Origin of the sequence: Polynucleobacter sp. AP-Capit-er-40B-B4 (genome assembly GCF_018882245.1) — a bacterium.
In the GTDB taxonomy this organism is placed as follows: Bacteria; Pseudomonadota; Gammaproteobacteria; order Burkholderiales; family Burkholderiaceae; genus Polynucleobacter.
In genome coordinates this window covers 336,482-350,845 of record NZ_JACVOV010000002.1, presented here as the reverse complement: position 1 = coordinate 350,845, position 14,364 = coordinate 336,482, and the positions used below count along the sequence as shown (strand labels likewise).

17 protein-coding genes are annotated in these 14,364 nt (G+C 46.5%); 9 read left to right on the top strand and 8 right to left on the bottom strand.

Going from position 1 to position 14,364, the window contains the following annotated elements; translation table 11 throughout:
* Positions 1-10: 10 nt before the first annotated feature.
* Positions 11-1,000 carry an AI-2E family transporter gene (locus tag ICN19_RS06775; protein WP_216246424.1) on the bottom strand — a complete coding sequence of 330 codons (990 nt, stop codon included), beginning with the start codon at positions 998-1,000 and terminating at the stop codon, positions 11-13.
* Positions 1,001-1,073: 73 nt separating this feature from the next.
* On the opposite strand from ICN19_RS06775, the gene purM reads away from it, so the two are divergent.
* Positions 1,074-2,126: a phosphoribosylformylglycinamidine cyclo-ligase gene (purM, locus tag ICN19_RS06770; protein ID WP_216246422.1), complete on the top strand. Its 1,053-nt coding sequence runs from the start codon at positions 1,074-1,076 to the stop codon at positions 2,124-2,126.
* Positions 2,127-2,142: 16 nt separating this feature from the next.
* Here purM and miaA read toward each other — a convergent pair whose 3' ends face one another.
* Positions 2,143-3,147, bottom strand: a complete 1,005-nt coding sequence (miaA, locus tag ICN19_RS06765; RefSeq protein ID WP_216246421.1) for a tRNA (adenosine(37)-N6)-dimethylallyltransferase MiaA — start codon at positions 3,145-3,147, stop codon at positions 2,143-2,145.
* Positions 3,148-3,205: 58 nt separating this feature from the next.
* Here miaA and ICN19_RS06760 point away from each other — a divergent pair, with 58 nt between their 5' ends.
* Positions 3,206-3,850 carry a VTT domain-containing protein gene (locus tag ICN19_RS06760; protein ID WP_216246419.1) on the top strand — a complete coding sequence of 215 codons (645 nt, stop codon included), beginning with the start codon at positions 3,206-3,208 and terminating at the stop codon, positions 3,848-3,850.
* A 4-nt stretch (positions 3,851-3,854) separates the two neighbouring features.
* Here the strand turns inward: ICN19_RS06760 and ICN19_RS06755 are convergent, their stop codons facing one another.
* Both ICN19_RS06755 and murJ read right to left on the bottom strand, forming a co-directional pair.
* The gene (locus tag ICN19_RS06755) at positions 3,855-4,697 is read right to left on the bottom strand and encodes a SirB1 family protein (RefSeq protein WP_216246417.1); all 843 of its coding nucleotides are present in this window, start codon (positions 4,695-4,697) and stop codon (positions 3,855-3,857) included.
* Positions 4,698-4,702: 5 nt separating this feature from the next.
* Positions 4,703-6,256: a murein biosynthesis integral membrane protein MurJ gene (gene murJ, locus ICN19_RS06750; protein ID WP_216246415.1), complete on the bottom strand. Its 1,554-nt coding sequence runs from the start codon at positions 6,254-6,256 to the stop codon at positions 4,703-4,705.
* A gap of 151 nt (positions 6,257-6,407) precedes the next feature.
* On the opposite strand from murJ, the gene rpsT reads away from it, so the two are divergent.
* Positions 6,408-6,674 carry a 30S ribosomal protein S20 gene (gene rpsT, locus ICN19_RS06745; protein ID WP_068320845.1) on the top strand — a complete coding sequence of 89 codons (267 nt, stop codon included), beginning with the start codon at positions 6,408-6,410 and terminating at the stop codon, positions 6,672-6,674.
* Positions 6,675-6,747: 73 nt separating this feature from the next.
* Here rpsT and ICN19_RS06740 read toward each other — a convergent pair whose 3' ends face one another.
* Positions 6,748-7,062, bottom strand: coding sequence for a DUF3579 domain-containing protein (locus ICN19_RS06740; RefSeq protein WP_068320842.1), 315 nt, complete (start codon positions 7,060-7,062; stop codon positions 6,748-6,750).
* A 152-nt stretch (positions 7,063-7,214) separates the two neighbouring features.
* On the opposite strand from ICN19_RS06740, the gene argF reads away from it, so the two are divergent.
* From argF to ICN19_RS06725, 3 genes are read left to right on the top strand one after another with little or no spacing between them, the layout of a single operon-like run.
* Positions 7,215-8,162: an ornithine carbamoyltransferase gene (gene argF, locus ICN19_RS06735; protein ID WP_216246912.1), complete on the top strand. Its 948-nt coding sequence runs from the start codon at positions 7,215-7,217 to the stop codon at positions 8,160-8,162.
* A gap of 44 nt (positions 8,163-8,206) precedes the next feature.
* Positions 8,207-9,439 carry an argininosuccinate synthase gene (locus tag ICN19_RS06730; RefSeq protein WP_216246413.1) on the top strand — a complete coding sequence of 411 codons (1,233 nt, stop codon included), beginning with the start codon at positions 8,207-8,209 and terminating at the stop codon, positions 9,437-9,439.
* Between the two features lie 55 nt (positions 9,440-9,494).
* Positions 9,495-9,800, top strand: coding sequence for a pyrimidine/purine nucleoside phosphorylase (locus ICN19_RS06725; RefSeq protein ID WP_216246412.1), 306 nt, complete (start codon positions 9,495-9,497; stop codon positions 9,798-9,800).
* A gap of 65 nt (positions 9,801-9,865) precedes the next feature.
* Here ICN19_RS06725 and ICN19_RS06720 read toward each other — a convergent pair whose 3' ends face one another.
* On the bottom strand, positions 9,866-10,318 hold the full coding sequence (locus tag ICN19_RS06720) for a DUF192 domain-containing protein (RefSeq protein WP_216246411.1): 453 nt from the start codon (positions 10,316-10,318) through the stop codon (positions 9,866-9,868).
* 84 nt (positions 10,319-10,402) lie between these two features.
* Positions 10,403-10,606 (bottom strand): cold-shock protein, encoded by a 204-nt coding sequence (locus ICN19_RS06715; protein ID WP_011903586.1) that lies wholly within the window; start codon positions 10,604-10,606, stop codon positions 10,403-10,405.
* 276 nt (positions 10,607-10,882) lie between these two features.
* On the opposite strand from ICN19_RS06715, the gene clpS reads away from it, so the two are divergent.
* From clpS to ICN19_RS06700, 3 genes are read left to right on the top strand one after another with little or no spacing between them, the layout of a single operon-like run.
* A complete protein-coding gene (gene clpS / locus ICN19_RS06710) occupies positions 10,883-11,239 on the top strand; it encodes an ATP-dependent Clp protease adapter ClpS (protein ID WP_216860663.1) in 357 nt (118 codons plus the stop codon).
* The gene (clpA, locus tag ICN19_RS06705; RefSeq protein WP_216246409.1) at positions 11,236-13,542 is read left to right on the top strand and encodes an ATP-dependent Clp protease ATP-binding subunit ClpA; all 2,307 of its coding nucleotides are present in this window, start codon (positions 11,236-11,238) and stop codon (positions 13,540-13,542) included. The genes clpS and clpA overlap by 4 nt, the downstream gene beginning before the upstream one ends.
* A 43-nt stretch (positions 13,543-13,585) precedes the next feature.
* Positions 13,586-13,819 (top strand): hypothetical protein, encoded by a 234-nt coding sequence (locus ICN19_RS06700; RefSeq protein WP_068320954.1) that lies wholly within the window; start codon positions 13,586-13,588, stop codon positions 13,817-13,819.
* A gap of 80 nt (positions 13,820-13,899) precedes the next feature.
* On the opposite strand, the gene dut is transcribed toward ICN19_RS06700, so the two are convergent.
* Positions 13,900-14,349 carry a dUTP diphosphatase gene (gene dut, locus ICN19_RS06695; protein ID WP_216246407.1) on the bottom strand — a complete coding sequence of 150 codons (450 nt, stop codon included), beginning with the start codon at positions 14,347-14,349 and terminating at the stop codon, positions 13,900-13,902.
* Between the last annotated feature and the right edge of the window lie 15 nt (positions 14,350-14,364).

The following is a 14,364-nucleotide window of genomic DNA, read 5'->3' as shown; positions in this document are numbered from 1 at the left end:
GCTGCCAAATTTACTTTTGATACCAAGCGCTTTGCGTATAGATAGACCAGAGGTACTTAACTAGGACTAGGCTGACAGCGCTGATAGGCAATGCTAGGAGGACGCCAAAGAAGCCAAATAACTTGCCGAATAAAAGCAAAGCAAACAAGACAGCTACTGGATGCAAGCCAATACGCTCGCCAACTAAGCGGGGTGTCAAGAAAAAGCCCTCTAAGAATTGCCCAATGCCAAACAGGATCAGCACACCAACAATTTCAGTGCCTGGACCAAATTGGAGGAGTGCAGATAAAACTGCAAGCGTGAGTCCTAGGGTAATGCCGATATACGGAATCACAATCATGATGGCGGTAAATACGCCAAGCGCTGCCGCACCTTTGACGCCAATGAAACTCAAGCCTGCGCTGTAATAAATCGCCATGATAGAAATAACAATCAACATACCGCGCAAGTATTGCGAAAGCAATCCATCGGTATGCATGGCGAGGTGATGAACAGTTTCTTGTGCGCGAACAGGAACGAGACCTTTTACAAGTCCAAAAAAATGATTCCAGTCCATTAACAAATAAAACATCACAAAAATGATTAGCACTGCATTTACAAAGCCTGCAATGACTGAGCTACCGGACATCAACACTGTGTTGATAGTGGAGGTCATTAAGCTGTCCGCATTGTCATTAATGTGCTCTGTAATTTTTTGGGTGGCGCTGGCCTTAAGGGTTCCCCAGTCGAGGTTGATGTGCAGTTCACTGAGTTTTGGGCCAAGCCAGGCTTGTGTATTGGCAATCCAATCAGGCAATTGGGCCTTAATGAGGGGAATTTCATACTTGAGGAGGCTTACAAGCAGGCTTAGGATGAAGAAAACGAGGCATAGCCCTATCAACATGCTGGCCAAAGCGGCCAGCGCTCGAGGCAGGCGATGCTGCTCAAGCCACAGGCAAACAGGGCGTAAGGCATACGCCAGAATGAATGCAGTGAGAAAAGGGGTAAAAATTTCGGCCATCTTGCTTCAATCCTCTAGAATTCAATGATTCTACTGACGAAGTAGCATTTTTTACTAATATTCCGGCTCCAATATGACTTCATCTACTAATTCCTCCTCAAATGGCCTTTCCTATCGTGACGCTGGTGTCGATATTGACGCCGGAGACGCCTTAGTTGACCGCATTAAGCCGCTTGCCAAAAAGACCATGCGCGAGGGTGTTTTGGCTGGAATTGGCGGTTTTGGAGCCCTTTTTGAGGTGCCTAAGCGCTATAAAGAGCCGGTATTGGTGTCAGGCACGGATGGCGTAGGAACTAAGCTCAGGTTGGCTTTTGAATGGAATCGTCACGAAACCATTGGTCAAGACTTGGTAGCCATGAGCGTGAACGACATTCTGGTCCAAGGCGCTGAACCCCTCTTTTTCTTGGATTACTTTGCTTGCGGCAAGTTGACTGTTGATACTGCAGCAACGGTTGTGGGCGGCATTGCCAAAGGCTGCGAACTATCTGGTTGCGCATTGATTGGTGGCGAGACTGCAGAAATGCCTGGTATGTATCCACCTGGTGAATATGACCTCGCTGGATTTGCAGTGGGCGCAGTTGAAAAATCTAAAATCATTACTGGTGCGACGATTGTTCCGGGTGACGTTGTATTAGCAATTGGATCTAGTGGTGCTCACTCCAATGGCTACTCATTGGTACGCAAAATTATTGAACGCGCTGGCGCAAAGCCAAGCGATGATTTAGGTGGCCGCCCATTGGGTGATGTAGTTATGGCGCCAACAGAAATTTATGTGAAGCCACTTCTCAAATTGATTTCTGAAATCAATGTAAAAGGCATGGCACACATTACTGGCGGTGGTTTAGTCGACAACGTGCCACGCGTACTTCCAGAAAATACTCAGGCTGTTTTGCATCGCGACAGTTGGCAAATGCCAGAGCTCTTCCGTTGGTTACAAATGAAGGGTGGCGTAGCTGATGCAGAAATGGTGCGCGTATTTAACTGCGGCATCGGTATGGTGGTTATTGTTGCGCCTGATCAAGCGGATGCTGCGATCAAGTCATTGACTGCGCAAGGTCTGAAGGCCTGGACAGTAGGTGAAGTGGTTGAGCGTCCAAAAGATGCGCCACAAACTATTGTTATCTAAGACGGTAGCTACCAGCTTATTTTCTTAAGTTGCTTTTGCAGTATTCCAATGCAGTCTTCAACTCTTCGGGGTTGAAGGGGTCGAATGTTTTTCTACCCTCAATAGCGCGCAGCCAAGTCAGCTGCCGCTTCCCAAGTTGTCTGGTTGCTGCTAATGCCTTATAGCGCATTTGTTCGGCATCAATTTCACCATTGAGGAATTCCCAGGCCTGGCGATAACCGACTGAGCGAATTGCTGGTAAGTCAGCATGTAATCCGGGGTTAGCACGCAATACTTTCACTTCATCCATGAATCCTGCTGCAAGCATTTCATCAAAGCGCTTTTCTAAGTTGAGATGCAGGCGTTTGCGATCGCTGGGTTCAAGCGAAACTAAATCAATCCAGGATGGAATGGCAGAGCCTTCTCTGCCATCTTCACTTGGCGAATCAGCTAGTAACACTGACATGGGTTTACCGGTAATTTCAAAAACTTCTAGAGCGCGTTGTACTCGTTGAGAGTCATTGGGCTTCAAGCGAGCCGCAGTATCAGGATCTACTTTAGTCAGCTTGTCATGCATAGCAGGCCAGCCAATGTTTTTGCCTTCTTCATCTAGGCGGGCGCGAATTTCTGGATTTGCTGGTGGCAGCGAGGATAGGCCATGTGCCCAGGCGCGCCAATACAGCATCGTTCCACCAACAACTACTGGAATATTTCCACGCTCACGAATCTCAGTACAGAGACGTTTTGAATCATTAGCAAAGCGAGCCGCTGAATACACTTCAGTCGGATCGATGATGTCAATCAGGTGGTGAATGACTGCCGCCTGCTCAGCTTTGGTGGGTTTGGCGCTACCAATATCTAAACCACGATAGACCAGCGCAGAATCCATGCTGATGAGTTCAAGCGTTAAGCCAATGGATTTTGCATACTCAGCCAAGGACATGGCGAGATGGGTTTTGCCTGCACCAGTAGGCCCAACAATACAAAGAATGGGGGCTTCATTTAGAGCATGCGCAGGCTGAATGTAGGGTTCAGTTGGCATACCTAATTATAAGAGCCTGTTAATATCCGCAACAACCTATAAATTAGAGAGCGAGTGAATGGATACCCTTTTGCAATTAGGCGATTTATTACTGCATATTGATAAGCATCTCGATGTAGTGATTCAGCAATACGGCCCTTGGGCTTATGGCCTCTTATTTGCAATTGTTTTTGCAGAAACGGGTTTAGTTGTTGCGCCATTTCTGCCTGGTGACTCACTCTTATTTATTGCAGGCGCTTATTGCGCTACCGAGCATTTCAATATCTGGACTTTATGTATCGGCTTATTGGTTGCGGCAATTGCAGGCAATACGGTGAACTATTTCATTGGTCGCTGGATTGGTAAGAGAGTATTTAGCAGTAAGTCTCGCTGGATTGATCAGGGGGCGCTATTAAAAACCCATGCCTTTTATGAAAAGCATGGCGGCAAGACCATTATTGTTGCGCGCTTCTTGCCCATCATCAGAACCTTCGCACCATTTGTTGCTGGCGTTTCAGAAATGAACTTCTCACGCTTTCAGTTATTCAATGTCACTGGCGCTCTGCTCTGGGTATTTAGTTTGGTAATTGCCGGATATTTCTTTGGAAATATTCCAGTGATTAGACAAAATCTAAATGTCATCGTATTAATTGGTATTGGTGCAGCAGCAATACCAGTGGTACTGGCTGCACTCTATAAAATTTTTCAGCGCAAGCCAAACTAAATTTTTAATGTAATTTAGTTTGGCTTTCGAGTGTGGCAATGTGCTCACGAATATCACCCGCATCTTCAGCTTCTGGAACTTCGCTGAGGTAACGATGCATATCCTCTAAGGCGGGACGCAAATACTCGAGCTGTGCAAAGATCAGACCACGGTCTCTGACCTCTTCAATGGAGTCAGGCAGCAGAATCACCAAGCGTTCCTGAATGCCCAGCAGACGTTCCCAGCGCTCATGCTCTGAATAAATCATTTTGAGGTTTCTAAGGAAGCGCGACAGGATCTCCCGTGAGCTGGAGGCTCTCAGGAAGATATTGAGTGGCAGACTGAGCTCACCTCGATAGCCTTTGGCATCCAAATAAGGGTCGAGCATTTCTTGTAGCTGCGTCTTGGAGAGCGATTCGCCAGTCAAAGGATCCATGATTACTTCGCCTTGTTGCAAGGAGATGCGCATCATGAAGTGATTGGGAAAAGAAACCCCGCGAATTTTTAAACCAATTTGATTGCCTAATTCAATCATCAAAATTGCTAATGAGATTGGTATGCCTCTGCGATTCTCTAGAACGTAGTGCAAGTATGAATTTTCTGGAGCATAAAAATCATTCTGGTTAGGACCAAAGCCCAACTCTGTATAAAAGAAATGCTTCAGAATTTGCAGGCGCTGAACTGGTGATGTATCTGGCGTTACGCGCGACTTTAATTTATTGCCCAATTGATCAAGCTTATCTAGCACGCCCTGGACATCTAAATCCGGATAGGCATGTTGTGCGACAGCGATCGCAGCTTCAGTTAAAGGGAAGTGTTCGTCTTCAGCAACTAAGGAGGTGAAGTAGTCGAGTTGTTGTGTTGGCATAAGAGCTATTTTGCATGACGCAAGAATTTTTGCCAGCGAATTCCAACTAAGCCCAGGGATGCAAAGTAAACAATTGCGGCAACAGCTAACCAGGCGGCTAATAAGCCAACTCGCAACCATGGTTCGGCTTGTAAGGCGATCCAATTATGTGCGCTTGCGGCGTAAAAAAGTACCGCCGCGAAGGGGATGAGGGCAAACAGTAGCTGCCCTAAGTATTTGATCCAGGCTGAGCTAGGTAAGGCTCCGCGGCGATGCAGGCCTACCCAAAGTAGAGCAGCATTCAGGCAGGCACCCGCTCCTACAGAGAGGGCAAGGCCGGCATGACCAAGCCAGGGAACAAAAACCAGGTTAGCCAATTGGGTTGCCACCAAAACAAATAATCCAATTTTTACTGGGGTGCGGATATCTTGGCGAGAGTAAAAGCCGGGCGCTAGAATTTTTACGAGAATTAATCCAATGAGGCCAACACCGTAAGCCGCTAGTGCACGTTGGGTCATCAACACATCCAGTGCATTGAATTTTCCGTAGTGATACAGCACGGCTGCAAGAGGTTCTCCAAAAATAAAGAGCGCAAGCGCACATGGTGCAGCTAGCAAGAATGTCAGTTGCAATCCCCAGATCAGTAATTCACCGGCGTGAACTAAATCTTTTTTTGCATTCGCTTTACTGAGGCTAGGCAAAAGAACGGTACCAAGGGCAACACCTAGGAGTGCAGTTGGGAACTCCATTAAGCGGTCTGCATACGAAAGCCATGACACGCTGCCAGCTTGCAAGCGTGAGGCAATATTGGTATTGATGATGAGGGAAATTTGGGCAACCGATACAGCAAATACTGCGGGCCCCATCAACTTGAGTACGCGTCTTGCATCCGGATTGGAGGCGGCTGCTTTGATTGCGCTTGGCAGTAAACCAATGCGAGGCAAAAGACCGAGACGAGAGAGTGCTGGTACTTGAATGACCAATTGCAAAATACCGCCCATTAAAACGCCAATGCTCAGGGCATAAATTGGTTGCTCTAGGTGGGGCGCTAAAAATAGGGCGCTACCGATCAGGGCTAAATTCAGTAAAACTGGGGTAAAGGCAGGAATTGCAAAGCGCTGGAATGTGTTGAGAATCCCAGCTGAGAGTGAAACTAGAGAAATAAGGCCAATGTAGGGGAACATGATCCGAGTCATGACCACGCTGGCCTCATAAGCCGGACCACCCTTAAATCCGGTAGCAATGGCCAAAATGAGCACTGGGGCGCCAATGACACCCACTAATACCGTGAGCAGCAAAGCCCAAAATAAGAGGGTGGCGACCGCATTTACGAGGATTTGGGCCTGTTTTTGGTCCCCATTACTAGAAATTTCCCCCAAAATCGGCACAAAAGCCTGGGAAAAGGCACCTTCGGCAAATAACCGGCGCAGCAAATTGGGTAGTCTAAAAGCCACATTAAAGGCATCTGTCCACTCCGAAGCCCCGAAACTACGGGCAATCAGGGTCTCCCGGAGCAGGCCCGTAATACGGGACAGCATGGTCAGGGAGCTGACCTTGGCGGCGGCAGAAAGCAGATTCATGAGCCGATTTTCACCTATTTATCGGTCGGCTGGGCTTTTTTGCCCCTTTAAGGTAAAATCTTGGGTTTTGGCGAGCTTGCTTATGAATCTGGCAAGTCCGCAAGATTTTTAACTAATCGCATTTTGCAATTTATAGAGGCAAGGTTTAAAGATGGCCAATACAGCACAAGCGCGCAAGCGTGCACGCCAAGCAGTAAAACAAAACGAACATAACTCCAGTTTGCGTTCAAAGCTCCGCACTTCCATCAAGGCAGTACGTAAAGCGATTGAAACTGGCGACAAAGCGGCTGCTGCAAAAGTATTCGCAGCGACTCAAGCAACAATCGACAAGATTGCTGACAAAAAGATTGCTCACAAAAATACTGCTGCTCGTCAGAAGTCACGTTTGTCCGCAGCTATCAAGGCGATGGCTGCGTAATACGATTTTAGTTTTAGGCTGGTCGAAGTAGTTTCGACCTAAGCCCGCTCCTCATCAGAGCGGGTTTTTGTTTTTAAGGCTGGGTTGGGGCTGCTGGGTTGAACTCACATGCCTCTTCGATTGGTAGGCTGTTGTCTTTGGCAAAGTTCATGACAAAGTCTAGCGCTCTAGGATCTAGGTCCCCTAGTCTGGTATCAATAACAACGCATTTCACTTTTGCAATCAGTACGGGTCTGACGTAGGGCGAATAAGTGAAGCGAGGGTCCCCGGAGTCACCGGGTGGGCGAAAAGTAGCCATCACCCCGCACAGACGCTCCGCCCAATCGCTGGGCCGAAATGGTTTGCCAGAGGTGGTAATGCCTTGAATGAAAAGCTTTTTGTGGTTCAAGTTCGCGTAAAGATGGTTGTAGAAAATAGTATTACTAAGCCCTCTAGCTTAACAGCCTGAGTTGGCCGTAAGATGACTTTAGGGTCCATTTTCGTGCAGCCGAATGTTTGAAGAAAAAAATGCAAGCCAAAACTTTAGTAGAAAGCTCAACTATGACATCCTTGGCAAAGCCGCAAGTGCCCGGTCAGGTAAAGCACTACCTGCAGTTTTCTGACCTCACTCGCGAGGAATATGACTATTTGCTCAAGCGTTCAGCATGGCTAAAGGCTAAGTTCAAGAGTTATGAAACTTGGCATCCACTGCATGACCGAACTTTGGCGATGATTTTTGAGAAGCATTCCACTCGTACGCGCCTGTCGTTCGAGGCGGGCATTCACCAGCTTGGTGGCCATGCCGTATACCTGAACACCCGCGATACTCAGTTAGGCCGTGGCGAGCCTGTAGAGGACGCTGCGCAGGTGATTTCAAGGATGACTGACATCATCATGATTCGCACCTTTGGTCAGGAAATTATTGAGCGCTTTGCGTCGAATTCGCGCGTTCCAGTAATTAACGGCCTGACTAATGAATTTCATCCTTGCCAAGTTTTGGCTGACATCTTCACTTTTGTTGAGGCGCGTGGCCCAATTCAAGGCAAGACCGTCGCTTGGGTAGGTGATGCAAACAATATGGCTTACACCTGGCTACAAGCGGCTGAATGCTTAGACTTTCAGTTGCGCTTCTCTGCACCAGAAGGTTATCAATTAGATCCAGCACGTTTGACACCAAATGCAGCAAAGCATTTGACAATTTGCGCTGATCCTAAAGATGCTTGTAAAGGTGCTGACCTCGTGTCTACCGATGTTTGGACCAGCATGGGTTATGAAGATGAAAATACATCTCGCATGAACGCTTTCAAAGACTGGATGGTGGATGAGGAATTAATGTCCTTAGCCAAGCCAGATGTTTTATTTATGCACTGCTTGCCAGCCCATCGTGGCGAAGAAGTTTCAGCTGGAGTGATCGATGGTCCACAAAGTATTGTGTGGGAAGAGGCAGAAAATCGTTTGCACGTCCAAAAGGCTCTGATGGAGTATTTGCTCTGTGGCCGTTTGGATTAAGTAAAAATTTTTGTAATTCGTTTTAATTTTTGATTGAATAAAAAATGTCCGATATTAAAAAAGCAGTCTTAGCGTATTCCGGTGGTCTCGATACAAGCGTGATCTTGAAGTGGCTTCAAGATACCTATGGCTGTGAGATTGTGACCTTTACTGCGGATTTGGGTCAAGGCGAAGAGCTCGAGCCAGCAAGGGCTAAGGCTTTGCAATTTGGTATCAAGCCAGAAAACATTTTTATCGATGACTTGCGTGAAGAGTTCGTGCGTGACTTCGTGTTTCCAATGTTCCGTGCAAATACGATTTACGAAGGCGAATACTTGTTAGGCACATCTATTGCCCGCCCTTTAATTGCTAAGCGTCAAATTGAAATCGCTCGTTTAACTGGTGCTGATTCTGTATCACATGGTGCTACAGGTAAAGGTAATGACCAGGTGCGTTTTGAGTTGGGCTACTACGCATTAGAGCCAGGTATTAAAGTGATCGCACCTTGGCGTGAATGGGATCTTCTCTCGCGTGAAAAGTTGATGGCGTATGCAGAAAAGCATGGCATTCCAGTTGAGATGAAGCATAAGCAAGGCGGCTCTCCATATTCTATGGATGCCAACTTATTGCACATCAGCTACGAAGGCCGTCATTTGGAAAACCCAAATGCTGAGGCTGAAGAGTCTATGTGGCGTTGGACTGTGTCTCCTGAGAAGGCACCAGATGCTCCAGAGATTATCGAAATTGAATTTAAAGCAGGTGATCCTGTAGCAATTAATGGCAAAGCGTATAAGCCACATGAGTTGCTTGCTGAATTAAACCGCATTGGTGGTATGCACGGCATCGGTCGTTTGGATCTGGTAGAAAACCGTTTTGTTGGCATGAAGAGCCGTGGTTGCTATGAAACTCCTGGTGGCACCATCTTGCTCAAGGCTCACCGCGGCATTGAGAGCATTACCCTGGATCGCGAAGTGGCTCACTTAAAAGATGATTTGATGCCACGCTATGCAAGCTTGATCTACAACGGCTTGTGGTGGGCACCAGAGCGTTTAGCTTTGCAAACACTGATCGACCATACTCAACAAGCAGTCAATGGTGTAGTTCGCTTGAAGCTCTACAAGGGCTCTGTATCCGTTATCTCACGTGATTCAGCCAATACTTTGTTTGATCAGAATATTGCAACATTTGATGATGATGGTGGTGCTTATAACCAGGCGGATGCTGGTGGCTTTATCAAACTCAATGCTTTGCGCATGCGTATTGCTGAAATAGCTAGACGTAAGCGCGCTAAGAAATAACGAAAAGAAAATTCAAATAAACGATTAGAAACAAAACAGAATAGAAAGAATCAGCATGCAATTTGATCAAGTTTCCGTAGGCAAAAAAGCCAATGTATTTTTCGATGGTAAATGTGTTTCTCATACCGTGACATTGTCAAATGGCGTACGTAAGTCAGTTGGCGTTGTATTGCCAAGTACCTTACGCTTTGACTTAAGTGCCAAAGAAGTCATGGAAGTGGTTGATGGCACTGCTTTTGTCAGCATCAATGGTGCCCCTGAGCAAGAGTTCAAGGCAGGCCAAAGCTGGGAAGTGGAAAAGGGTGGTTATTTCATTATTCGTGCTGAGCAACCTGTGCACTATGTTTGTCACTTTGAATAAAGAAGCATTCCTGTAAAGCAAAACGCAGACCGAGGTCTGCGTTTTTTTATTGCCTTTTATTTTTCTTATTTCTTAGGTAGGCCAGTAACCACCGTACCTGGCACGATCACTCTTTCTGAAAACCACTGCTTGTTCATTTCTAACGCGTAACGCACGGCTGCTTTAGGGCAGTGGTTATTGGTAGTTTCTGCTTGCATCTCTTCGATATTCACAATCTTGCCGTCATCTGCAATGAATGCAATGGATAGTGGGATCTTAGTGTTGTTCATCCAGAAACAATGGCCTGCCTTTTGTTCGAATACAAACAACATTCCGGAATTGGTTGGCATGCTAGTGCGGTTCATGAGGCCCACTTCTCTTGCTTTAGGTGTATCCGCTAGCTCAGCCTGAATACGGTATATGCCAGCCTTAAGTTCAATAGTGGGTAGGCCAGTATTGACTTGAGCTAGTGCAAGGCTCGAGCCAAAGAAAAAGAGGGTGGCAAATAGTTTGATGAAGTTGTTTTTTGAAATAGACATGATGTGCATTTTAAGTGAGGCAAATTGCAGACGAAAAAAAACCCAGGAACGAATCCTGGGTTTTTAATAATGATCTAAGGACTATTAAGCCGCTTGGATATTGGTAGCTTGCTTGCCTTTAGGGCCTTGGGTAATGTCAAACGTTACCTTTTGGTTTTCCTTAAGGGTTTTGAACCCAGGCATAGTAATTGCGCTGAAATGCGCGAACAACTCTTCTTCACCATCATCAGGTTTGATAAAGCCAAAACCTTTTGCATCATTGAACCACTTAACAATTCCGGTCGCCATGCGAACTCCATTACATAAACTTAAAACAACCGTGATGAGGGTAAATACTTTTTAATCAGTCTCAATCCACAACACGCCTAAATAGAACCTCTCTTGAAGCCTACCCCCTGATTGTTTGCCCTTTTTGGAGGGGTGTCAAGGAGTTATATGCCCCTACCCCCTAGTAAATACCCCTTTTTTTATCGAAAAATGCCCCAATATGGGTTTAAGAGGGGTTTTTGCGTGGTTTTCGCAACAAGACCCTAGGAAATTAAAGTTTCAATATCTGTGTTTAGAATGTTTCTCATGAGTCGCGCACCAAAAAATCCCACTACCGGTAACCCCGGTAACCCATATGTTGAAGACACCATTCTTCTCGAAAAGCAGGTCGAGCAAGTCAAGGCGCCTTCGATGTATAAAGTTTTACTATTGAATGACGATTACACGCCTATGGAATTTGTGGTGATGGTGATTCAGGAGTATTTTAATAAAGATCATGAAACAGCTACACGCATTATGTTGCAAGTGCATTTGGTAGGTAAGGGCGTTTGCGGAATTTTTACTCGCGATGTTGCTGCCACAAAAGTGCATCAAGTTATCGAACTCTCCCGTGAAGCGGGTCATCCACTACAGTGCACTATGGAGGAAGCATGATTGCCCAAGAATTAGAAGTGAGTTTGCACATGGCGTTTGTTGACGCAAGGGCATCGCGACATGAGTTCATTACGGTCGAGCATTTACTTGCGGCCTTACTTGATAACGCTACTGCTGTCGAGGTATTAAAAGCCTGCGCAGTCAATATTGCAGAGCTGCGCGCGCAGCTCAAAAACTTTATTAATGACAACACGCCCGTAGTGCCGGGTAACGACGAAGTCGATACACAACCGACATTAGGTTTTCAGCGTGTTATTCAGCGAGCCATCATGCATGTGCAATCCACATCAAATGGCAAGAAGGAAGTGACTGGTGCAAATGTTTTGGTTGCTATCTTTGGTGAAAAAGATTCGCATGCAGTGTATTTCTTGCAGCAGCAAGGCGTTACACGTTTGGATGTAGTGAATTTCATCAGTCATGGTGTGCGCAAAGATCAGTCTGAACATGTAAAGCCGGCTGAGCCTACTCAAGAGACTGAAGAGACTGGTTCTTCTGGTAAAGAGAGCCCCCTTGAGCAGTACACACAGAACCTTAACGTGATGGCTCGTCAAGGCAAGATTGACCCATTGATTGGGCGTGAGAGCGAAGTGGAGCGCGTCATTCAAGTATTGTGTCGTCGCCGCAAGAACAATCCATTATTGGTTGGTGAGGCTGGCGTAGGTAAAACAGCGATTGCTGAGGGCTTAGCCTGGAGAATTGTTAAAGGCGATGTTCCTGATATTTTGGCCAATGCTACGGTTTACTCATTAGATATGGGTGCGCTCTTGGCGGGCACTAAATATCGCGGTGATTTTGAGCAGCGCTTGAAGAGTGTTCTCAAGTCCCTTAAAGATCATGCCCATGGTGTTTTATTTATTGATGAGATTCATACGCTAATCGGTGCAGGTGCTGCATCTGGCGGAACTCTTGATGCTAGTAATTTATTAAAGCCTGCGTTGTCCAATGGTCAGCTTAAATGTATCGGTGCGACCACCTTTACAGAGTACCGCGGTATTTTTGAAAAAGATGCTGCTCTATCACGTCGCTTTCAAAAAGTAGATGTAGTAGAGCCAACCGTAGATCAAACAGTGCAAATTCTTCGTGGCTTGAAATCACGCTTCGAAGAGCATCACAGCGTGAAGTATGCGGCTGGTGCATTGGTGGCTGCTGCTGAACTGTCTGCTCGTTATATCAATGACCGTCATTTGCCGGATAAAGCAATTGATGTGATTGATGAGGCTGGTGCTGCACAACGTATTTTGCCGAAGTCTAAGCAGAAGAAAACTATCGGTCGCCCAGAGATCGAAGAGATCGTTGCGAAGATTGCACGTATACCGCCACAATCAGTCACTGTGGACGACCGCAGTAAGCTACAAACTTTAGATCGTGACATCAAGAGCGTCGTATTTGGTCAAGACCCTGCAGTTGAATCCTTGGCTAGCGCTATTAAGATGACTCGCGCCGGTCTTGGCAAGATTGACCGTCCGATTGGCTCTTTCTTATTCTCTGGCCCCACTGGGGTTGGTAAGACTGAGGTGGCTAAACAACTCGCATACATCCTTGGCATTGAGTTGCTACGTTTTGATATGTCTGAGTACATGGAGCGCCATGCGGTGAGTCGTTTAATTGGTGCGCCTCCAGGTTATGTTGGTTTCGACCAAGGTGGCTTACTTACTGAGGCTGTCAATAAAAAGCCGCATTGCGTGCTCCTGCTCGATGAAATTGAAAAAGCCCATCCAGATATCTTCAATATCTTGTTGCAGGTAATGGACCATGGAACTTTGACGGACAACAACGGTCGTAAGACGGATTTCCGAAACGTAATCATCATCATGACTACAAATGCTGGTGCCGAAGCAATGCAGAAATCCACCATCGGCTTTACCAATGCCCGTGAGTCTGGTGATGAGATGGCGGATATCAAGAAGTTCTTTACACCAGAGTTCCGTAATCGTTTGGATGCCATCGTCTCCTTCAAGGCGCTCGATGAGTCCATCATCATGCGCGTGGTTGATAAGTTCTTGATGCAGCTTGAAGAGCAATTACATGAGAAAAAAGTGGATGCTACTTTCAGCGCTGCCTTGCGTGCTCACCTGGCTAAGCATGGCTTTGATCCTTTAATGGGCGCTCGCCCAATGCAGCGGATCATTCAGGATACAGTACGCAAAGCGTTAGCTGATGAACTTCTTTTTGGTAGGCTAGCCCAAGGCGGTCATGTAGATGTTGACATTGATGCGGATGGTAAAGTGCTCTTGAACTTTGATGCACCGGTATTGCCAGGAAAGCGTACTAAGGCTGATGTGGCACCAGCCGAAGAAATTTAATGAACCCATTTATCTAAATAAACACAAACCAAAAAAGGAAAACATGTCTCATCACGATAAATTACTAGAAGCTTTTGAAACCTACAAAGCAGAAAATGAAAAGTTTCAAGGCAAAGGTATTAAAGCCTCTGCTGCTCGTGCGCGTAAAGCATTGCAAGAGATTGCTGGTTCTTGCAAGGAGCGCCGTAAAGAAATTACCGCTGAAAAAGAGTCTCGTGAAGGCGCTGGTGCTGGCATGTCACAAGATGCTGCTCGTAAAGCGCATATTCGTAAGTAAGCAATTTGTGGCCAAAAGAAAAGCCACCTACGGGTGGCTTTTTTGTTTCAACGATGTAGGCATTAAAAAATGGGTATGGCTTAAGCTCTGCCAGTGCTACCAAAGCCACCTGCACCACGACTGCTTTCCGTGAATTCTTCAACCACTTTAAGTTCAACCTGTTGCACCGGCATTACCACTAATTGAGCCAAGCGCTCCATTGGTTCAAGCTTAAATGGGGTTGATCCACGGTTCCAGGTACTCACCATCAGTTGACCCTGGTAGTCAGAATCGATTAGGCCCACTAGGTTGCCCAGTACGATGCCGTGTTTATGACCTAAGCCTGAGCGCGGGAGAATGAAGGCTGCATAGCCTGGATCTTCCACGTATATTGCCAAGCCAGTTGGAACAAGAATGGTTTGACCTGGGGCAATTTCGATCGACTCATCAATGCAAGCGCGCAGATCGAGTCCAGCGCTACCAGGTGTGCCATAGGTTGGCAATTGGTCGCGCATACGTTCATCGAGAATTTTGACTTGGAGAGATTGCATGGAATTTCCTAAAAC

Coding starts and splice junctions, on each gene's coding strand:
- purM (WP_216246422.1), top strand. CDS start 1,074: ATGACTTCATCTACTAATTCCTCCTCAAATGGCCTTTCCTATCGTGAC.
- ICN19_RS06725 (WP_216246412.1), top strand. CDS start 9,495: ATGCAATTTGATCAAGTTTCCGTAGGCAAAAAAGCCAATGTATTTTTC.
- ICN19_RS06720 (WP_216246411.1), bottom strand. CDS start 10,318: ATGTCTATTTCAAAAAACAACTTCATCAAACTATTTGCCACCCTCTTT.
- ICN19_RS06760 (WP_216246419.1), top strand. CDS start 3,206: ATGGATACCCTTTTGCAATTAGGCGATTTATTACTGCATATTGATAAG.
- ICN19_RS06730 (WP_216246413.1), top strand. CDS start 8,207: ATGTCCGATATTAAAAAAGCAGTCTTAGCGTATTCCGGTGGTCTCGAT.
- ICN19_RS06755 (WP_216246417.1), bottom strand. CDS start 4,697: ATGCCAACACAACAACTCGACTACTTCACCTCCTTAGTTGCTGAAGAC.
- ICN19_RS06715 (WP_011903586.1), bottom strand. CDS start 10,606: ATGGCGACCGGAATTGTTAAGTGGTTCAATGATGCAAAAGGTTTTGGC.
- dut (WP_216246407.1), bottom strand. CDS start 14,349: ATGCAATCTCTCCAAGTCAAAATTCTCGATGAACGTATGCGCGACCAA.
- miaA (WP_216246421.1), bottom strand. CDS start 3,147: ATGCCAACTGAACCCTACATTCAGCCTGCGCATGCTCTAAATGAAGCC.
- ICN19_RS06775 (WP_216246424.1), bottom strand. CDS start 1,000: ATGGCCGAAATTTTTACCCCTTTTCTCACTGCATTCATTCTGGCGTAT.
- rpsT (WP_068320845.1), top strand. CDS start 6,408: ATGGCCAATACAGCACAAGCGCGCAAGCGTGCACGCCAAGCAGTAAAA.
- ICN19_RS06700 (WP_068320954.1), top strand. CDS start 13,586: ATGTCTCATCACGATAAATTACTAGAAGCTTTTGAAACCTACAAAGCA.
- murJ (WP_216246415.1), bottom strand. CDS start 6,256: ATGAATCTGCTTTCTGCCGCCGCCAAGGTCAGCTCCCTGACCATGCTG.
- clpA (WP_216246409.1), top strand. CDS start 11,236: ATGATTGCCCAAGAATTAGAAGTGAGTTTGCACATGGCGTTTGTTGAC.
- argF (WP_216246912.1), top strand. CDS start 7,215: ATGACATCCTTGGCAAAGCCGCAAGTGCCCGGTCAGGTAAAGCACTAC.
- clpS (WP_216860663.1), top strand. CDS start 10,883: ATGTTTCTCATGAGTCGCGCACCAAAAAATCCCACTACCGGTAACCCC.